The organism is Neobacillus sp. SuZ13, from assembly GCF_030123365.1.
Lineage (GTDB): Bacteria > Bacillota > Bacilli > Bacillales > Cytobacillaceae > Neobacillus.
In genome coordinates this window covers 5,984,913-6,004,014 of the sequence record NZ_CP126107.1, presented here as the reverse complement: position 1 = coordinate 6,004,014, position 19,102 = coordinate 5,984,913, and the positions used below count along the sequence as shown (strand labels likewise).

The 19,102-nt window shown below is 39.5% G+C and carries 16 protein-coding genes; 12 read left to right on the top strand and 4 right to left on the bottom strand.

What is annotated here, in order from left to right; all coding sequences use genetic code 11:
* Window positions 1-946: 946 nt before the first annotated feature.
* Entirely contained in the window at window positions 947-2,125 is a 1,179-nt protein-coding gene (locus tag QNH17_RS29455) for a ParM/StbA family protein (RefSeq protein WP_283876815.1), read from the top strand.
* 11 nt (window positions 2,126-2,136) lie between these two features.
* Window positions 2,137-2,742: a hypothetical protein gene (locus tag QNH17_RS29450; protein WP_283876814.1), complete on the top strand. Its 606-nt coding sequence runs from the start codon at window positions 2,137-2,139 to the stop codon at window positions 2,740-2,742.
* Between the two features lie 297 nt (window positions 2,743-3,039).
* On the opposite strand, the gene QNH17_RS29445 is transcribed toward QNH17_RS29450, so the two are convergent.
* Window positions 3,040-3,165 carry a DUF4023 domain-containing protein gene (locus QNH17_RS29445; RefSeq protein WP_144551913.1) on the bottom strand — a complete coding sequence of 42 codons (126 nt, stop codon included), beginning with the start codon at window positions 3,163-3,165 and terminating at the stop codon, window positions 3,040-3,042.
* A 154-nt stretch (window positions 3,166-3,319) separates the two neighbouring features.
* On the opposite strand from QNH17_RS29445, the gene QNH17_RS29440 reads away from it, so the two are divergent.
* Complete coding sequence (locus QNH17_RS29440) at window positions 3,320-4,261, top strand: phosphotransferase (protein WP_283876813.1); 942 nt, start codon at window positions 3,320-3,322, stop codon at window positions 4,259-4,261.
* Between the two features lie 40 nt (window positions 4,262-4,301).
* Here the strand turns inward: QNH17_RS29440 and pepT are convergent, their stop codons facing one another.
* Window positions 4,302-5,534 (bottom strand): peptidase T, encoded by a 1,233-nt coding sequence (pepT, locus tag QNH17_RS29435; protein WP_283876812.1) that lies wholly within the window; start codon window positions 5,532-5,534, stop codon window positions 4,302-4,304.
* Between the two features lie 273 nt (window positions 5,535-5,807).
* Between pepT and QNH17_RS29430 the strand changes: the two genes are divergently transcribed.
* The 5 genes from QNH17_RS29430 (at window position 5,808) to QNH17_RS29410 (ending at window position 12,510) form a co-directional block, all read left to right on the top strand.
* Entirely contained in the window at window positions 5,808-6,431 is a 624-nt protein-coding gene (locus QNH17_RS29430) for a TetR/AcrR family transcriptional regulator (protein ID WP_283876811.1), read from the top strand.
* Window positions 6,432-6,474: 43 nt separating this feature from the next.
* Window positions 6,475-7,359: an ABC transporter ATP-binding protein gene (locus QNH17_RS29425; protein ID WP_283876810.1), complete on the top strand. Its 885-nt coding sequence runs from the start codon at window positions 6,475-6,477 to the stop codon at window positions 7,357-7,359.
* A gap of 6 nt (window positions 7,360-7,365) precedes the next feature.
* Window positions 7,366-8,163: an ABC transporter permease subunit gene (locus QNH17_RS29420; RefSeq protein ID WP_283876809.1), complete on the top strand. Its 798-nt coding sequence runs from the start codon at window positions 7,366-7,368 to the stop codon at window positions 8,161-8,163.
* Between the two features lie 22 nt (window positions 8,164-8,185).
* Window positions 8,186-8,986: a DUF2705 family protein gene (locus QNH17_RS29415; RefSeq protein WP_283876808.1), complete on the top strand. Its 801-nt coding sequence runs from the start codon at window positions 8,186-8,188 to the stop codon at window positions 8,984-8,986.
* A gap of 224 nt (window positions 8,987-9,210) precedes the next feature.
* A complete protein-coding gene (locus tag QNH17_RS29410) occupies window positions 9,211-12,510 on the top strand; it encodes an immune inhibitor A domain-containing protein (RefSeq protein WP_283876807.1) in 3,300 nt (1,099 codons plus the stop codon).
* Window positions 12,511-12,589: 79 nt separating this feature from the next.
* Here the strand turns inward: QNH17_RS29410 and QNH17_RS29405 are convergent, their stop codons facing one another.
* Together QNH17_RS29405 and QNH17_RS29400 are read right to left on the bottom strand one after the other, a co-directional pair.
* Window positions 12,590-13,114 carry a BsuPI-related putative proteinase inhibitor gene (locus QNH17_RS29405; RefSeq protein WP_283876806.1) on the bottom strand — a complete coding sequence of 175 codons (525 nt, stop codon included), beginning with the start codon at window positions 13,112-13,114 and terminating at the stop codon, window positions 12,590-12,592.
* A 133-nt stretch (window positions 13,115-13,247) separates the two neighbouring features.
* Window positions 13,248-13,958: a hypothetical protein gene (locus QNH17_RS29400; RefSeq protein ID WP_283876805.1), complete on the bottom strand. Its 711-nt coding sequence runs from the start codon at window positions 13,956-13,958 to the stop codon at window positions 13,248-13,250.
* Window positions 13,959-14,083: 125 nt separating this feature from the next.
* Between QNH17_RS29400 and QNH17_RS29395 the strand changes: the two genes are divergently transcribed.
* The 4 genes from QNH17_RS29395 (at window position 14,084) to QNH17_RS29380 (ending at window position 19,070) form a co-directional block, all read left to right on the top strand.
* Window positions 14,084-14,824, top strand: a complete 741-nt coding sequence (locus QNH17_RS29395) for a gluconate 2-dehydrogenase subunit 3 family protein (protein WP_283876804.1) — start codon at window positions 14,084-14,086, stop codon at window positions 14,822-14,824.
* 223 nt (window positions 14,825-15,047) lie between these two features.
* Window positions 15,048-16,763 (top strand): GMC family oxidoreductase, encoded by a 1,716-nt coding sequence (locus QNH17_RS29390; protein WP_283876803.1) that lies wholly within the window; start codon window positions 15,048-15,050, stop codon window positions 16,761-16,763.
* A 79-nt stretch (window positions 16,764-16,842) separates the two neighbouring features.
* Window positions 16,843-17,193 (top strand): ASCH domain-containing protein, encoded by a 351-nt coding sequence (locus tag QNH17_RS29385; protein WP_283876802.1) that lies wholly within the window; start codon window positions 16,843-16,845, stop codon window positions 17,191-17,193.
* A 146-nt stretch (window positions 17,194-17,339) separates the two neighbouring features.
* On the top strand, window positions 17,340-19,070 hold the full coding sequence (locus QNH17_RS29380; protein WP_283876801.1) for an ABC transporter ATP-binding protein: 1,731 nt from the start codon (window positions 17,340-17,342) through the stop codon (window positions 19,068-19,070).
* Window positions 19,071-19,102: the final 32 nt, after the last annotated feature.

Genomic DNA, 19,102 nt, shown 5'->3' with positions numbered 1-19,102 from the left:
TACCTGTTTACGTTTTGTATGCTTGGTATTTACAAATTCGTTTACATGTAGACAAACCTGTACACATCTTGTAATCACGCCATGAATTCAGATCTGTCATCATTGTATACAAAAGCTTGATTATGTCATTGTTGTGCAGCAGGTTGGATAGCGGAATGAGGAATGTTATTCTTTGATCTCTTGTTTCATGAAAATTCTCAGGTCAGCTCTGAGATAGGTGTAAGATGATCTTTCTTTATGATAATGAGGGTAGAAAGAACACTTGGCTCCCCTCTTCAACAATCAGTGGGGAATCTTCTCGAAAAAGATGATGTTTATGATTAAATTAGTTCGAATTTATTTAAGGAAAGGTACAAACTTATAGTAAGGACAAAATAATCAAGTTGTGGTTGAAATTAATTTACTTTTATCTAGGTCGTGGCAAAGGTCATTTTTGAATTTGTATAGATGTTGATTGGAACGGAAATCCACACTTAAGTTCAATACAGCCTATATCTTGGGATAGATAGTATAGTTTGCAAGCTCGTTGAGTGTAGGTCAGCGCACTATGTCCTAAAACTGAGTAGTTAAAGTTAAATTTTGATTGGTGCTTTTTTACTTAGAAATACAATGATTAAAATGGAGAATCAGTCATGGGGATTATCGCAAGTATACATTTTTGTGTACTTGTTTACAATTTGTATACTTTTTGTTTACAAAATAGTTTACATGTAAACAAATGTGTACACATGGCAAGATAGAACCTTGTATACGGATTTGTCATCGTTGTTTACAAAAATGTATACACCGCACTGAAGTTTACATGTTGTTTACAACTTTACAGTTATATTTTTTTTTGCTGAGAAATCTTGAAGAATCTATTAATCTTCTATAACCTTAAAGAAGGAACTAGAATTACATACCCACTATTAAAAATAAATCTAAAAATTGAAAAGGAATGATATTAATGACTAAATCCAGAGTTGCAGCTATTGATGTTGGGAATGACTCTATTAAAGCCATTTTCGGAGAATTAGAATATGAATTAAATATTCCTAATATTATTGCTAGGGATACAGAAGATCGACCTGTTATTGGAATTGAAGAACTTGATAATAAAAATCCATTAGATGGAATTCACATCAAAGTCCACTCCCCTGCTTTAAAAGAAAACAACGGAATTTATCGTATTGGTAATTTAGCTACGAAAAGTATTAATGCCACTGAGCTAGATCCTGGCAGCAGCAAGTCTGAGGAAGACCAAACATTAATTATGCTTTTTGCTACATTAGCTTTGGATGCAGTAAAGGAAAATAACTCAAATGCTTTTCCACGCACCAAAAATATAATTGATGCTAATTATACTTTAGGAACAGGTCTTCCCCTTCGTGAAGTAAAAGAAGGAAAGGATGCTGGCTACCGCTCTAAATTAGTTGGTTCAGTCCATCAAGTTGAATTCCTTGTCACTCCAAAGTACCAAGGATTGAAAGTAAATATTAAATTTGATGAAGTAAAAGTATATCCTGAAGGTTTCGCTGCATTTATCAATCTTGTTTTGGATAACAGCGGAAAAATTATCAATAAAGATCTTATTGATAAGCGTATCTTAATTCAAGATATCGGTGGATTATCAACAGATATCGCCGTCATCAAAAATCGTAATGTTGATGATGATAAAGCCCAAGGGTTTAATCTAGGGGTTTCAGAATCATTAGAAGCTATTCGCGAAGAGATTAGAACAAAGCACGGAGTTGAACTCGATAGCCGCCGTGATGTGGTTGAGATTATCACGAAGACAAGTGACCGCAACCATATTATGGTAAAGGGAAGCCGGACAAGTGTTCATGATATTACCGACCGAATCCTGCTTGATTTAGCTAAAAAGCAATATCGTTTGTTACGTAATGTTTGGCAGAGAAACTCGCAAACGGAAATTTGCTACTTTGTCGGTGGCGGAGCCAACGTCTTAAAGGAATATATTAAAACGTTGAATAACAATTTAGATGGTTATAATATTGATTTCTTTGAAGATGGGAAAGAAAGTATTTGGATGATGGCCAATGCTTATTATAAACTAATCATGGACTTTGTTCGAAAGTCAGAAAAACAAACAGCGCCTAGAGTTGAACCTGTAAAAGCTAAATAAGGTGATTATATATGAAAAAACCAGCCTCAAATGAGGTTCAGCGGGGACAAGCGATATCCTTTCGCATCCCCTCTGATACACCTGACCATATCTTAAAGCATTTACAAAGGTTGAAGGATACAGAACGAAGGAATTTTTCCAGTAAAATTGCCGAGTTTGTGATGCAAGGTGTAAGTAGTTCTGTTTCGCGGGAAAAGGAGACCATTACGATTCCCCTCCCCCAGAAGTTAACGAAAGCCCAGCGAAATTGGTTAAAGCATGAGCATTCAGAAGCTTTGCTGGGGAGTATTCTTTATCAGCTGATTTCTGATCCAGTTCGTTCGACCTCACTGCTTGCTTCATTAAACAGTCATTCAATTGATATCGATGAAGCTTTGTATCTTCAAGAAGAGGTATTTCCCGAGAAACTTCAAAAAGATGACAGTTATCTGCAGATTGCTGCTGGTAAAGAGGTTCCACCCACCCCTATCGATTTAAGTGATATGGATGACGACCTCAGTGAGTTTGACTGGGAAGATGCAAAAGAAAAGCAGCCTTTACTTGAAGAAAAGGAAAACGAAGTGGAGCCGGATATCGACGACTTACTTGGTGGTTTTCTTGCTAACATGAATAAGTAATTTAAAAGGGCCAGCCTCACAGTATCGTGAGGCTGTCCCTTTTGTTCAATGATAAGAAAATATAAGTTTTAGAACTTAGATTACTGTCTAACTCCAGCACCTTAGCGGCTAGTGACCTTCGCTCTCCGACCTACGATAAGTCAACATCGAATCGCTTCCAGCTCTTCGTGTTTCCTTTATCTCAGTTGGAGCGCTCCACAAGGAAGACTTCGGCAGCATAAGCATCGCACGAAGAAAGAGCGTTAGCTCATTCGAGGAGGCCATACGCCGCTGACCAGGGCGCTTCCGCTTTTCTTATTAATGCTGTTTATTCGGCATCCTTTGGCTTTTTTGACTAGTCGCTTGCCGTTGCTTATTTTTTTGATCTTTTGCCTGCTTTTCATGCAGTTGTTCTACAAATTCATGTGTGTCACGATTATCCATCCGTCTAACCTCCTTGAAAAATCGAACCACTGTTATTTTGACCAAGCTGTTTGAAAATATTCAGTAATGCTTTTTACATGATGTGCATAAAGATTACCAATATTATTAGGAAAAATAAATCTATGAAACTATTAATAGGTTTGGTGGTGTGTCAATGGAGCTGCCTAACAATCTTGTTCAGGCCAACGGAGCATTAAATGAAAAGTTAATTTTAAAAAAGGAAATCCTCTATAAAGGGATGAATGGAAGATTTGTGGAAAGATTTTATCTGACTCCAGAAACAAGCTATATTTTTAAACCACTAACAAATAATGGTCAATTAGGCAAAGAGGTCTGGGTTTATGAACATATTCTCCCCCATTTTCCAGCAATCTTTCCAAAAATTATTGCTTACTCCATAGATAAATGTACCGAACTTAACTGGATGATTCTTGAGGACCTTGGTCAGCTCTCACATGAATTTAACGAGGATATTGTATTAGAAGTCATAAAGTGGGCTGCATGGTGGCATTCCCTCCCGGTTGAGCAATTGGGAGTTCTCCCCAATAAGGGGCTGAAGCCGAGAATAGAGGAGATTGTTTCTGAGGTTATTGTTAAGAAGGATGAAGTATATCGTTTACTGTCTTCTTTGAACATGGAGCGAAAATTTGTTGATGATATTTTTGATAAATTAAGCGATTGGCAGCTGTCAAAGCTTCAAGTGCTGACCCACGGTGATTTACATACCGGAAATTATGCGGTTGCTGGCAACAAGTTGAAGGTTTTAGACTGGGAGCACGCCCATCTAAATTCACCACACTGGGACCTATACCATCTGATTGATATGTCCCATCCCCTTTTTCCAAAAAAAATAACTAGTTCATTGCGGGAGACGATCCTGGAAACGTACCTTAATCAGGTGACGTTTGAGTATGACCGGGCTTTGTTTTTTAAGGAGTATTTTTTAGTGGCAGCTGTGTTTTCGATTTGGATGCTATTATTGATTCAAAAAGATTTAGCAGGAAATGGCGGAAAATGGTCGGTTGAGCAGCTATATACCCAGCTTGAAGAAACAGTGTCAAGTCTTCAACAATGTGCAGCAGCACTGCTTTTATGAAAAAATGCTCACTTTGATTAGTCAAAGCGAGCTTTTTTAGTTATGCTTTTTGTTCAGTTAATTTGATGATTTCAATGACAGTGTTAGTGGCTTTAATCATATTATCCACGGAAATGAATTCAAATTTGCCGTGGAAATTTTCCCCGCCTGTAAAGATATTTGGTGTCGGCAGACCCATATAGGAAAGCTGAGATCCATCAGTGCCGCCGCGAATTGGTTTAACAATTGGTGTAATGCCAAGGCTCACCATTGCTTCATGTGCAATGTCGACAATTTCCATGACTGGTTTAATTTTTTCACCCATGTTGTAATATTGATCATTGAGCTCGAGTTGGATAGTGTCACTGCCGTATTTGGCATTTAGTTCACCCGCGATGCTTTCAATTAACGTCTTGCGCGCCTTGAAGCTGTCCATATCATGGTCTCTGATAATGTAGTGAAGCTTGGTAAGTTCCACATCACCATTGAAGGCTAACAGATGGAAGAAGCCTTCGTATCCTTCGGTATGTTCTGGTGCTTCCTGTGCTGGGAGCTTGCTATGTAATTCCATCGCAATTTTCATCGAGTTGACCATTTTGTCTTTTGCGGAACCTGGATGAATGTTGTTGCCTTTGATGGTGACTTTTGCAGCAGCCGCGTTAAAGCTTTCGTATTCTAATTCTCCGAGTGGACCGCCATCAACGGTATAAGCATACTTGGCATTGAAGGCCGCAACGTCAAACTTATGTGGTCCCCTGCCGATTTCTTCATCTGGAGTGAACGCAACGCGGACCTTACCGTGTTTAATTTCCGGATGATTCAACAGATAAGCCATGGCAGTCATGATTTCGGTGATGCCGGCTTTGTTATCTGCACCCAGTAGCGTTGTACCATCCGTTGTGATTAGGGTATGTCCTTTATAGTCAGGAAGGCTGGGGAAGTCCTTCGGTGACATTATGACTTTAAGTGCCTCGTTTAAGACAATTTCGTTCCCATCATAGTTTTCAACAATTTGCGGGTTTACGTTCTTGCCTGTAAAATCAGTGGCTGTGTCGACATGGGCAAGGAAGCCAATCGTTGGAACTTCTTTGTCTGTGTTTGACGGTAAGGTCGCCATCACGTATGCATTCTCGTCGATCGTGACTTCTTGCATTCCAATTGCTTGCAATTCTTCGACAAGCATCCGGGCTAGTGTCCACTGACCCTCGGTGGATGGACAAGTTTCGTTGTTTTCATTGGACTGGGTGTCCACTTTAACATAGGAAGTAAATCTTTCAATGAGTTCGTTCTTCAATTCCACTACACTCCTCGTTATTGAGTTGAATTCATGAATATCATATCACTATGAGAGAGCGGTTACACGTTTTTGAATCTTGTCCATCACCTCTGTAAAATAGTACCTTCACCCTGCATCTGTAGCATATCCCCGCAGGCCATACTATAAATCAACTAGCCATTTCATATTTTTGTAAAAAATATAACTTGACCACTATTGACCATATGGGTCAACGGGAGTACAATGTGGTTGACTGATGTGGTCAATAACAAAAGAGGGAGGGCCGCGGCCATGTTTTCGAAGTTTCTCAACTTAGATAAAGAAAAACAAGACCGAATTATAAATGCTGCCATTAAGGAATTTGCCGAGAAAGGATATGACCGGGCATCGACCAATGAAATTGTCAAAGAAGCCGGAATTTCCAAGGGACTGCTGTTTCATTATTTTCAAAACAAGAAGCAACTGTTCTTATTTGCCTTTGATTACTGCTACGAACTGGTCGTCGACGAATTTTACAAGAAAATTAATCTTCAAGAGACAGATTTCTTTATACGAATGCGTCAAGCCATTATCGTCAAAATGGAGATGCTCTCAACTTATCCAGATATCTTCAAGTTCATCCAAGAGGTATTTATGGAGGAATCGCCTGAAATAAAGGTTGAATTTGATAAAAAGAAGTCAGAACTGACGCATATCAATATTGAAAAAGCGTATGAAGGAATTGATTATTCGAAGTTTAGGGACGATGTTGACCTCACGAAAATCATAAAAATGATCAGTTGGACATTTGAAAAAATGAGTGATGAAGCGATGGAAAAAGCAAAGTTGTCCCCCGGCCATGAGATTGATTATCGAACAATCCAAGCCGAAGCAGAAGCGTATTTTGAGGTCATGATTAAGTGTTTTTATAAATAAACACTTGAGGTTAAATACCAACGAACATTAGGAGGCTGTCACGATGAATGTAATTGAAATTAACCATCTAACCAAGACCTATGGTAAGTCAAGAGGGATCACTGACATTAGCTTTCATGTTGAGGAAGGCGAAATTTTTGGGTTCATCGGGCCAAACGGTGCAGGAAAATCAACTACCATTCGGACCCTTTTGTCGCTGATTTACCCAACAAGCGGCAGTGCAACCATCTTTGGCAAAGACACTGTTCAATTTGCACCGGAAATTAAAAAGGAAATCGGTTATTTACCTTCTGAAGTTTTTTACTATGACAATATGAAGGTAAAGGATCTATTAAAATATTCAGCTAGTTTTTATAAAAAAGATTGCAGTAAGAGAATCAAAGAATTGGCTGCGATTATGGACCTGGATCTTAATAAAAAAATTGATGACCTTTCCTTAGGAAATAAAAAGAAGGTCGGAATTGTTCAAGGGCTGCTCCATGAACCAAAGTTAATTATTCTCGACGAACCAACAAGCGGTCTTGACCCGCTGATGCAGCAGAAATTCTTTGAACTTTTAGAAGAAGAAAATAAAAAAGGGGCAACCATTCTCTTTTCATCGCACATCCTCAGCGAAGTGCAGCGTTTATGTAACCGGGTGGCGATCATTAAAGAAGGTAAAATTGTAACCGTTGAAAAGATTAGTACGTTACAAGAAAACAACTACAAGAAGTTTAAAGTAGAAACGAAAGTACCGCTGGATCCCAACTATTTCAACATTAACGGCACCAACAATTTAGAAGTCAAAGACAACATCACCAGCTTTTTATTTAAAGGAAATATAAATGCCATCATGAAAAAACTTGCCGATATTGAACTCGTGAATTTATGGATAGAGGAGCCAGACCTTGAGGAGATTTTTATGCATTATTATGAAAAGGAGGCCTAGGAAACTATGAATATATTTTTTCATGAGTTGAAGGCGTACCGGAAATCAACAATCATCTGGACAGGATCGTTAGTGCTGATTATCGCACTGTTTATGTCCTTTTATCCTGCCTTCGCAAATGATGCAGAGGACTTTCAAAAGATCATGGAAGGATATCCTGAAGCGATTAGAAATGCGATCGGTTTTAACCTTGGCAACTTCTTTACAATTCTAGGCTTCTATTGCTTTCCGTTATCATTCATTACCTTGTGCGGGGCGATTCAAGCGATGAACCTTGGCACCAGCATTGTCAGCAAGGAAGTCCGCGAGAAAACAGCTGATTTTCTGTTAACAAAACCAGTGACGAGAACAAAGGTTTTAACATCAAAATTGTTCGCAGCCTTTGTCTCAATCGTCATTACCAATATTATTTATCTAGTGGTTACAATGATCATGGTTTTTCAAGTCAAGACAGATGATTTCAGCGTAAAAATATTAATTTTGCTCTCACTTACCATGTTTTTTATTCAGTTGATTTTCCTTGCGATAGGAATTATGATCTCGGTCATTGTTCCTAAGATTAAGTCTGTCCTTTCCGTTTCACTTACAACCGTATTCGCGTTCTACTTTTTGGGGATGTTTAGCAGCACGACGGGTGAAGAAGCAAAACGCTATATTTCACCTTTTAAATACTTTGACACTGCCTATATCATCAAACATTCTGGCTATGAAACTTCCTTTCTAGTGGCTGGTGCCGTTATTATCATCTTGGCAATTACGGCAAGTTATTTTGTTTATCTAAAAAAGGATATCCATGCTGTATAGCTGTGAAAAGGAGGATTAGGTTATGAATATATTTGTAAAAGAACTGAAATCGTACCGAAGGTCGCTGATCTTCTGGAGCATCGGTGTCTTCCTCATGGTAGCATCAGGAATGGCAAAATACGCTGCCTATTCCTCATCGGGCCAATCCATCAATGATCTGATTGCTGATTTGCCTAAATCGCTAAAGGCAGTCATGGGGTTTGGTGTGGTCGATTTATCGAAGATTAGCGGGTACTATTCATTATTGTATATATATTTGTTATTGATGGCGACAATTCATGCGGTGATGCTCGGGGCTTCAATCATTGCGAAAGAAGAGCGTGACAAAACAGCGGAGTTTTTATTCGTTAAGCCAGTTTCCAGAACAAAGATTATTACGGCAAAACTGTTAGCTGCGTTCACGAATATCGTTATTTTTAATCTTGTTACTTTGATTTCATCAATAACTCTTATTGAGAAATACAACAGCGCTGGTGAATCCGTTAATGGTGAAATTGTCCTCACCCAGGTGGGCATGTTTATTTTACAAGTTTTGTTCTTGGTTATCGGCAGCGCGCTGGCAGCTGTAAAAAAGAAACCAAAAACAGCCCCATCACTAGCAACGGGTATCCTTTTACTAACGTATATGCTGTCAATCGCAATTGATTTGAATGAGAACATGGATGAATTGAAATATTTAACCCCCTTTAAATACTTCGAGGCTAAGAATCTAATGTTAGGCAGTGGGCTTGAACCAATATATCTTATTATATCAGTAATTGTTGCTGCCCTATTATTAGTAATTACCTTCACTTTTTATAAAAAAAGAGATTTGAATGCATGACATAAGACCGATATTTGAGGTCTTTTTTTTGTCGAAAAAACAATTTAAAATATTATAAATAGTTAGTGAATTTGGAATATTTTAATGATAGAATAAAATTCCACGGTTGTAATCTATTAAAATATGGAAATTCTGTAGTAGATTACAATTCTTAAAGGAGGGATGAAACGAGAAATAAAGTAATTTAGCAGATTACATATGTTTAATAATTAGGGGGAAAAACGATGGTGAATTGGAAGAATGTCCTTGGGACATCACTATTATCGACTGGTCTTGTATTTAGTTCTTTCGCACCTGCTGTATTTGCGCAATCTAGTACTGTTACAAAAGTTCCTTACTCAAATGTTTTACAAACTCCAGAAGGATCAACACTGCCATTCCTTGGTAAGCACACTGGCGGTCCTTTTGATATTGGTCTAGTGAATGAAGATAAAGTTCTTAATCTATTAATCGATCAAGGGATCGTGAATAAAAATGCTTCTCCTCAAGAGCAGCAAAAACAAATGAATGCTTATTTTGCTAAACGTGCGGCTAAAGCCAACGTTGCCGGTACGAATCAACAAGAAGTTAAGAAAATTCGTACTCAAATGCAAGAAAAGGCAAAATTAAAAGTAAAAGATGCAGGTGTTCCAAAAGCCAACAAAGCCTCTAAGAGTAACGTTTCTAATCCTGTTACTTCTTCTAAGGTAGATCCGATTAAGAAGGAAACATGGGATGGTCCAGAAAGAACAGATAAGGTACTTGTTCTATTAATGGAATATTCTGATGCACCTAATAGTACGATTGAAGAAGGTGATGGAGCTGTTCTTCAATATGACGATTATACTCAACAACATTACCAAGATATGATTTTTGGTGAAAATGGGTATGTTGGTCCAAATGGTGAAAAGCTTGTGTCTATGAAACAATATTACGAAGAACAGTCAGGCGGCAGTTATACTGTTGATGGACAAGTTTCAAAGTGGTATACAGCGGACAATCCTGCAGCATACTATGGCGGCAACGTGCCAACACCGGATGGAAATGATGCACATCCGCGTGATTTAATCAAAGAAGCTTTAACGAAAGCAGCTCAAGATCCTGATATTAACTTACAAGATTATGATATTCAAGATGAATTTGACTTGGATGGTGATGGAAACTACTTTGAGCCAGACGGAATTATCGACCATTTAATGGTTGTTCACTCTGGTATTGGTGAAGAAGCAGGCGGCGGTCAACTCGGCGGGGACGCTATTTGGTCTCACAGCTCGGCTCTTACTGATTTACCACGAATTGCTGGCTCGACAGCAAAGGTTCCATATTGGGGCGGTCAGATGATTGCTTATGGTTATACAGTAGAACCTGAAGACGGAGCAGCAGGTGTATTCGCGCACGAATTTGGTCATGACTTAGGTCTGCCAGATGAATACGATACAATGTACACACATAACTCTGTTGGTGCTCCTACTGAATATTGGACAATCATGTCAGCTGGAAGCTGGGCAGGTAAAATCAACGGAACAGAACCAACTGGTTTTAGCCCATATGATAAAGAATATTTACAAGCAACTATGCCAGGTTCAAATTGGTTCAAAAATGTTGAATATAACCTTGAGGACCTAGCAAGTGGTAAAACAGTTAGATTGGACCAAGCAAGCGAGAAAGGTACCAATGCTGATGCTGTGAAAATTAACTTGCCAGAAAAATCAACAACTATTAACACACCTGCCAGCGGTCAATATGAATACTTTAGCGGCAGTGCCGATGAATTAAACAACTCTATGAATGTAGATGTTAATTTAACAGGTAAAACATCTGCACAATTAACATTTAAGACATGGTATAAGATTGAAGATGGTTATGACTATGCTTATGTTGAAGTAAAAGAAGAGGGCGCGGAAGATTATGTTTCTATTCCAGGTAGTATCACAACTACTACTAACCCATATGAAGCAAATTTGGGTAACGGAATTACTAACGACTCTAACGGCTGGGTAGATGCTACATTTGATCTTTCTGCATTTGCAGGTAAAAAAGTATCACTACAATTCAGTTATGTAACTGATGCTGGCGTTTCCCTTCCTGGTTTCTATGTAGATGCTGTGAAAGTAAAGGCCGATGGCGCAGATGTATTATCAGACGATGCTGAAGGTGCAACTTCACCATTTACTTTTGATGGCTTTGAGAAAAATAATGGTATTAAATTATCAACACAATACTATTTAGCTGAGTGGCGTTCACATGCTGGTACGGATGCAGGACTAGCTACCACTACTCGCGGTAAATCTCAATTAACACATGATCCAGGGCTTGTTCTTTGGTATGTTGACAATAAATATACTGATAACTGGGTAGGCGATCATCCAGGTGAAGGGTTCTTAGGAGTTGTTGATGCCCATCAAGAAACGGCAATCTGGAAAGACTCAAATCCTAATGATGCAAAAGATGTTACAGGTCCGGCTGCAACAAGATACCAAATTCAAGATGCGGCTTTCTCTTTAAACAAAACAGATAAGTTATATTTAGATTATAAGGACATTTTAGGTGGATATATGTCCTTAGGTGCACAACCAGCAGTAACTGCATTTGACGATTCCAGAGATTATAGCAATCCTGGTCAAATTTACTCTGGTCGTAATGTACCAAAATATGGTTTGAAAATCCATGTTGTCGGTCAAGCCGATGATATGTCTGTTGGGGCGATTGAGCTTCACACAGGAGATGTTCATTCAGTAAAAATAAATCCATTAAGCAAAACTACTTATTCAAACCAAGCAGCACACAAAGAATTAGCAGTTTCTGGTACTGTTCACCAGGACGGTTCAGGTGAGAGCTTAGCTCTTAAATATGAGTTGAAAGACAAAAATGGTAGAGCTATTTTAACTGATTCCGAGACTGTAACTGGTATCGAACAATCATTTAAAAATACACTTACAATACCTAACAGCGCCACAGGTAAATATACTGTAAAAGTAACTGCTACAGATGATGATGGCAAATCAGTTTCAAGTCAAGCTTCCTATACTGTTGATAATACTGCACCTGTCACACCAACAGTTTATCAAGTAGATGATAATGATAAGAAAGTAACAGGTAAAGCAGAAGTTGGATCAAAAGTAACTGTTAAAGTAGGTTCTACTACAATTGGAACCGCTACTACTGACAAGTATGGTAAGTATAGCGCGGCATTAAAGAAAGCGATTAAGGCTAATACTGTTGTCACCGTAACAGCAACTGATAGTGTTGGAAACGTAAGTAAGGTAGCCAAAACTACAGTTAAGGACAAAACAAAACCAGCAAAACCTTCTGTTAAGAAAGTTGACAGCAATGATAAAAAAGTAACTGGTAAAGCAGAAGCAGGCGCAACTGTAACTGTTAAAGCTGGTTCAAAAACACTTGGAACTGATGTAGCTAATTCGAAAGGCGAATACAGTGTGAAGCTTAAAAAAGCTCTTAAAACAGGAACTGTTTTAAAAGTAACTGCAAAAGATAAAGCTGGTAACACTAGCTCTTCAACAACAGTTAAGGTTGTAAAGAAATAATTAACCATCTTTACATGGTTATACCCCTGAAGATCTTTCAGGGGTATTTCTTGTTTTTTCATTTATTATTTTGCACTTTCTAATGAATGGTAAATTTTAAGCTTACTTTTGCTGGTTCCTCTTTTGCCAGCAAAATAAAGGTAATGGAATATGCTCCTTTTGATAGATTTTTAATCGTTCCTGTATAATTTAACTCGCCCTTCGGTTTAAGGAATTCCTCACTAGGAAGTTTAGGGTTTGGTTGTTCCTTTGACAATTGTTTAACAACCGTGCCATTGCTTGATTTTAAAATATAGTCATACCGTTGGAGGGTTTTAAAATGGAGTGTCTGTGGGTGGTCTAAGGAGTTTTTTACCTTGAAATGAAATTCAATTCCATCCGACTTAACTGAATAGGTTAAGCTTGATTCTACTAATTTCCCTTTTGTGACAGTGCCTGGTTGATTTTCAATGGACTGGGTATTTGTGGTGCTTGCAGACTCTTCTTGGGAAGACATTGGTTGATTGGAGTTGTTCGATTTTGGATCAAGACCTTCCTGTTGGGAACAACTCGTAATGAATAATAGCATGACTAGAAACAGGCCAGGCATAATTAGATTTTTCATATTCAACCCTCTCCTTTTGTAATTAGACGAACTATCTTTATATTAGTTTCACCACTTTTGTGGTAAAGAATAAAGCCCAGATTCTTTTTAGAATCTGAGCTTTATTTTCTAACTTCGGAATATCTCCATGTTCTTACTTTTCACTAGACATTTTCACAAGGGTAATAATATCGCTTGAAAGCTTGCTATAGGATGGATTTTTTGCCTTTATATTGGCCTTGATTCCATCAATCAGCGGCAACGCTTTTGGGTTTGTAATCGTTAAGACCTGAACATTGCCGTTAAAGGCTTTATCGATCACTTCTTTCGCTCGATCCAAATTATCGTCATTATTTAACTTGTCTTGATCAACCCCATCAAGATTACCCTTGCCTGACAAGCCGGAAGTACTTTTTAACACCTTATTTTGAAGTTCATCATAACGAGTTGAGGTTACTTCTTGTTTAGCACGTGCCAAAATAACCGTGTCATCAAGGACAAATACCTTTATTCCAGGGATGCCCTCTCCGGATAGACGTGATTCCAAATGGGAGGATATCCCGCCGTCATGAAGGCTGGAACTGCCAATCAAACTATAAACATTTGTGCCTACCCCTTCGGTTGTTTGGCCATTTCGATTGGTTGTACTTTTCTTTGCTCGATCTACGCTTGGGATGACATTGACACTATTTTGATTGTGGACATGCCCATTTCCTTTGTTGTTCACCGACTGATCATGATAGTTGATATTTTCTGCAGCCCCTACTTCATTTTCCTTTATTCCGTTTTGACTTGCACAAGCTGTTAGCATTAACACCGCACCAAAGAATGGGAAGCCCCAGATTTTCCATTTTCTTTTCAACATAAAAATGCCTCCTTTTTTTAAAATTATTTTCTCCGCTGCTATTTCTAAGTATTAGTGGATTATTTTGGGAACATATTAAAATTAGTTGATTTAGAATAATGTCGAAAAATCATGGAGGTTTAAAAATGGCTGAAGAACAAAAACAGAATCCTGAAACCTTATCAAGAAGAAAGTTTTTACGCAATACAGGCTTCACTGTTGGCGGTCTAGCTGTTGGTGGTGTCTTGGGTAGTCTCATCCCTCGAAATAATGATAAACAACAAAAAGCACCACCACCAGCGGCAGAGAATTTTAATCAGGCATTGATGTATTTTACACCTGAACAATTTCAACTGACCGAAGCCGCAACAGAACGGATTTTTCCTGAGGATGAGTCTGGACCAGGTGCTAAAGCACTCGGGGTAGCTTTCTTCATTGACCATCAGTTAGCCGGTGATTGGGGATTTAATGCAAGGGAATATATGCAGGCCCCTTTTTTTAAAGGGGAAAAAGTCCAAGGCTACCAAGGTCGGTTAAGACGCAGAGATATTTTTGATATTGGCCTAAGGGAACTTCAAAATCACAGTATGGCGGTTCATAAGAAAAAATTCACTGAACTAAAAGAGGAAGAACAGGATGCCATTCTTAGTGATTTTGAACAAGATAAGGTGAATTTGACGACCATTTCTCCAAGTGGATTCTTCCTTTTGCTGAGAAGCGCAACGCTAGAAGGTGCTTACAGTGACCCACTCTATGGAGGAAATAGAAATATGGACGGCTGGAAAATGCGAAACTATCCAGGCAGTCAAATGGCGTACACAGATGTTATTGAAAAAGATTTTAAGAAGATAAATCCACAAAGTCTAAAAAATCATTTGAATCACTAGAAAAGCGGAAGCGCCTGGTTAGCGGCGTATGGCCTGGAGCACTCCAACTGAGATAAAGGAAACACGAAGAGCGTTAGCGCATTCGTGCTTGACTTATCGTAGGGTGGAGAGCGAAGGACACTAGCCGCTAGGCGCTGGAGCTAGACATCAAGAAAAGCGGAAGCTAGACAGGGATTAAATTTTAAAAGATTCATTTCTAACTACGAAGAGGCAGGTGGCAGCGATGGCAAGGAAATTACCGAAAGTCGATGTAGTGATTGTTGGTGTAGGTTGGGCAGGTGGAATCATTGCCTCTGAACTGACCAAAAAGGGATTGAAAGTCGTTGGTTTGGAAAGGGGCAAGGAACGCAAAACGGAAGATTACTTTATGGTTCATGACGAACTTCGTTATGCATTACGCTATGGATTGATGCAAGATCTGTCCAAAGAAACGATTACTTTCCGAGGAAATGAACGAATTCGAGCTTTGCCGATGCGTCAGTATGGTTCATTTTTGCTTGGCGATGGTTTAGGGGGTTCGGGTGTCCACTGGAACGGTCAGACTTTCCGCTTTTTGCCCTACGATTTTGAAATCTATAGCAAAACCGTTGAAAGGTATGGGAAAAATAAAATTCCAGCCGGGATGACCATTCAGGATTGGGGTATTACCTATGATGAACTGGAACCTTATTATGATAAGTTTGAAAAACTTACCGGGATTTCTGGGGAGGAAAATCCACTTGCCGGTAAACGGTCGGATAAGTATCCTACTCCACCAATGAAAAAGTCACCGCCGCTGAAGATGTTTGAGGAAGCGGCGAAAAAGTTGAAACTGCATCCGTATATGATGCCGTCTGCGAATCTTTCAGAATCCTACAAAAATCCAGATGGAGTCTCACGCTCAGCCTGTCAATATTGCGGATACTGCGAGCGCTTTGGATGCGAATATGGAGCAAAGGCTGACCCTGTGGTAACCGTTATTCCTGTCGCCAACAAAACAGGAAATTTTGAAATAAGAACTCATTCAAATGTAAGAAGGATATTAAAAAAAGGCGATAAAGTAACGGGCGTTTTGTACACCGATGTGACTACTGGTGAGGAAATTGAGCAGCCGGCTGATATTGTTGTAATGACCAGTTATGTATTTAATAATATCCGTCTATTATTAATGTCGGACGTAGGAAAAGCATATGATCCGCAATCAGGTAAAGGCGTGATTGGAAAAAATTATGCGTATCAAGTCATCAAAGGAAATGCGGTTGGCTTTTTTGATGATAAAGAGTTTAATACCTTTGCCGGAGCCGGATCGCTTGGCATGGTTTTGGATGACTATAATGGTGATAATTTTGACCACTCTAAGGTCAATTTTATCCATGGCGGAATGGTTTCGCTCAGCCAAACGGGGATGAGACCGATTCAAAATAACCCAGTTCCTGGCGGCAAACCAACCTGGGGAAAAGAATTCAAGCAAAAGTCGGTCAAATATGCGAACCGCTTTTTATCCGTAGGTGCTCAAGGTTCCTCTATGCCGTTTCAACACCATTATCTAGACCTTGACCCAACCTATAAAGATGCTTACGGAGATCCATTAATACGCATAACGTTTGATTTTGAGGATCAAGATCGGAATCTTGCTAAGTTCCTTGCCTCCAAATGTGCGGATGTTCTGAAAGAAATGGGAGCGAATCATATCGATACGATGAAAGAATTAGGTCCATATGATATCACTACTTATCAATCCACACACAATACTGGCGGCGTCATCATGGGGGATGACCCTGCAACTTCAGCAGTAAATAATTATTTGCAAATGTGGGATTATGATAACTTGTTTGTTGTGGGTGCAACCGCGTTTCCACACAATTCCGGTTACAATCCAACCGATACTGTCGGAGCCTTAGCCTACCGTGCGGCCGAAGGCATTCTTAAATACAAGGATAAAGGCGGACAAGTGGTTTAAATTCGTTTCAAAAATGGATTTAATCATCTTGATAGTGTTAATATAGATAAATGAATTGGAAATAGGAGGAGAAGAAAAAATGACGACAGTAAACGATAACAATACCTTACCACCAAAAACTTGCTCGGTAGAACGCTTAATAACGATGGAAGCCGATGTAAAAAAAGTCCTAGCAGGAGAAAAAACAGCGACACGCCGTAATGGCCGCTATGCAGACCCAGGTGAAATCATGACACTAGAAGGCCGTGATTTTGTGGTCGATCGCGTCTATTCCCAAGCATTAGGTGAACTAACAGATGACGATGCCCGTCGCGAGGGTTTTGCAACGGTTGAAGAGTATAAACAGTCGATTCTAAGCTATCACCCTGGAATGCCTTGGCTTCCGCAAATGCGAGTTTGGGTTCATGAGTTTAGCCCAGTTCAAAAATAGAAACATCAGAAACGTGGTCCATTCATCAATGGGCCGCTTTTTTTATGGGCAATTAAACCAAAATAGCAGGGTAATTACTTGGTTAAATCACTGGAAAAAAATATAATAATCCTAGAGGGAGATTTCCGACAGGCTGGAGTGAGAGCATGAAATTTTTATCAAAATACATAAGGACATATTGGAAATCTTTTAGCATAGCGGTTCTATTTCTTACCTTTGAGGCCCTAAGTGATCTATTGCAGCCTACCATTATGGCAAAAATTATTGATGAAGGGGTAGCTAACAGGGATATCCATTATGTGTTGAAAATGGGCGGACTAATGTTGCTCATTACAGCCGGTGGCGCTGTGGCTGCTTCGACTAGAAGTGTGGTTGCGAGCATTGTTTCCCAAAACTTCGGGACCGAGTTAAGATTGGACTTATTTAAAAAAATTCAAATGCTTTCGTTTAAAAACATTGATAAATTTGACCGTGCCTCATTAGTGACAAGGCTAACGAATGATGTTACCCAAGTTCAGGTGTTTGTCAATGGATTAATGCGGATATTCGTTAAAGCTCCGTTACTCGCGATCGGCGGGTTGATTATGGCGACACGGTTAAACTTGCAGCTCTCGGTTGTTCTGGCTGTGGTCGTTCCGATTGTTGCCTTGTTAATTATTTTTAATCTACGATTAGGCTTCCCCCGCTTTTCTCGTGTCCAAAAAGCATTGGACCGAGTGAACAGTGTGATGCGGGAATACCTATCCGGTGTCAGGGTGGTGAAGGCCTTTAATCGGTTTGATGTTGAGGTTGGCAAATTTAAAGCAGTGAATGACGACTATAAACAAAAATCCATTGCAGCGAACCGCCTGATGGCCACCTTTAGCCCGCTGATTATGTTGACTGTGAATCTTGGCATTGTCGCTGTCCTTTGGATTGGCGGAAACGGCGTGGATACTGGTGATATTCAAGTTGGACATATTATTGCCTTTATCAACTATATGACACAAATATTATTTTCACTGATGATGATTTCGATGGTTTTTAACATGTTTGTCAGAGCCAAAGCCTCCGCTGGGAGAATCAATGAAGTATTTTTACAAGAGGATCCCCCTACTTGGAATGAACAGCAGGACGAACCTTTTATAGAAAAAGGACGAATTGAATTTGAAGATGTTTCTTTTTCTTATGAAGGCGGTGTGGGTGATCCCGTCTTAAAAAATATTAATCTCACTATTCTGCCCGGAGAAACGGTTGGCATCATTGGTTCAACCGGATCGGGGAAAAGTACGCTAGTCGGACTGATTCCCCGCTTTTATGATATTGTGAGCGGAACGATTAAGGTCGATGGTGTAGATAGTAAGCTGGTCGATCCGAAGATTTTACGGGAGAAAATTGCGATGGTTCCTCAGAAGAATATTTTATTCACAGGCAGTGTCGCGGAAAATATTCGCTGGGGGAAAGAAGACGCAACTGATGCGGAAGTGGCAGCTGCTGCGACCATCGCAGGGGCGCATGATTTTATCGAGAAATCTCCAGAAGGCTACCAAACGAGAATTGGTCAGGGCGGTGTTAATTTTTCGGGCGGACAAAAACAGCGGATTTCGATTGCCCGGGCGTTAGTGAAAAAACCAGAGATATTGATATTAGATGATAGTACAAGTGCCGTGGATGTTGCCACAGAGGCAAAAATCAAGGAGGCCCTGAAGAAATATGCGAAGGGGCTCACTTGTTTGTTAATTGCGCAGCGGATCACCTCGATTATCGATGCCGATAAAATCATCGTCCTCGATCACGGTGAGTTGGTTGGGATGGGAACCCATCAGGATCTATTGAAGGATTGCCGGGTCTACCAGGAAATTTATCAATCACAAGTCGGTAAGGAGATGTCGCATTAATGTCAAAGGAAAACGTACAAACGACCTCCACC

Excerpts from the sequence above, each read along its gene's own strand:
- QNH17_RS29440 (WP_283876813.1), top strand. The coding sequence starts at position 3,320 with ATGGAGCTGCCTAACAATCTTGTTCAGGCCAACGGAGCATTAAATGAA.
- QNH17_RS29415 (WP_283876808.1), top strand. The coding sequence starts at position 8,186 with ATGAATATATTTGTAAAAGAACTGAAATCGTACCGAAGGTCGCTGATC.
- QNH17_RS29385 (WP_283876802.1), top strand. The coding sequence starts at position 16,843 with ATGACGACAGTAAACGATAACAATACCTTACCACCAAAAACTTGCTCG.
- QNH17_RS29455 (WP_283876815.1), top strand. The coding sequence starts at position 947 with ATGACTAAATCCAGAGTTGCAGCTATTGATGTTGGGAATGACTCTATT.
- QNH17_RS29400 (WP_283876805.1), bottom strand. The coding sequence starts at position 13,958 with ATGTTGAAAAGAAAATGGAAAATCTGGGGCTTCCCATTCTTTGGTGCG.
- QNH17_RS29420 (WP_283876809.1), top strand. The coding sequence starts at position 7,366 with ATGAATATATTTTTTCATGAGTTGAAGGCGTACCGGAAATCAACAATC.
- QNH17_RS29410 (WP_283876807.1), top strand. The coding sequence starts at position 9,211 with ATGGTGAATTGGAAGAATGTCCTTGGGACATCACTATTATCGACTGGT.
- QNH17_RS29430 (WP_283876811.1), top strand. The coding sequence starts at position 5,808 with ATGTTTTCGAAGTTTCTCAACTTAGATAAAGAAAAACAAGACCGAATT.
- QNH17_RS29405 (WP_283876806.1), bottom strand. The coding sequence starts at position 13,114 with ATGAAAAATCTAATTATGCCTGGCCTGTTTCTAGTCATGCTATTATTC.
- QNH17_RS29380 (WP_283876801.1), top strand. The coding sequence starts at position 17,340 with ATGAAATTTTTATCAAAATACATAAGGACATATTGGAAATCTTTTAGC.
- QNH17_RS29445 (WP_144551913.1), bottom strand. The coding sequence starts at position 3,165 with ATGGATAATCGTGACACACATGAATTTGTAGAACAACTGCATGAAAAG.
- QNH17_RS29450 (WP_283876814.1), top strand. The coding sequence starts at position 2,137 with ATGAAAAAACCAGCCTCAAATGAGGTTCAGCGGGGACAAGCGATATCC.
- QNH17_RS29425 (WP_283876810.1), top strand. The coding sequence starts at position 6,475 with ATGAATGTAATTGAAATTAACCATCTAACCAAGACCTATGGTAAGTCA.
- QNH17_RS29390 (WP_283876803.1), top strand. The coding sequence starts at position 15,048 with ATGGCAAGGAAATTACCGAAAGTCGATGTAGTGATTGTTGGTGTAGGT.
- QNH17_RS29395 (WP_283876804.1), top strand. The coding sequence starts at position 14,084 with ATGGCTGAAGAACAAAAACAGAATCCTGAAACCTTATCAAGAAGAAAG.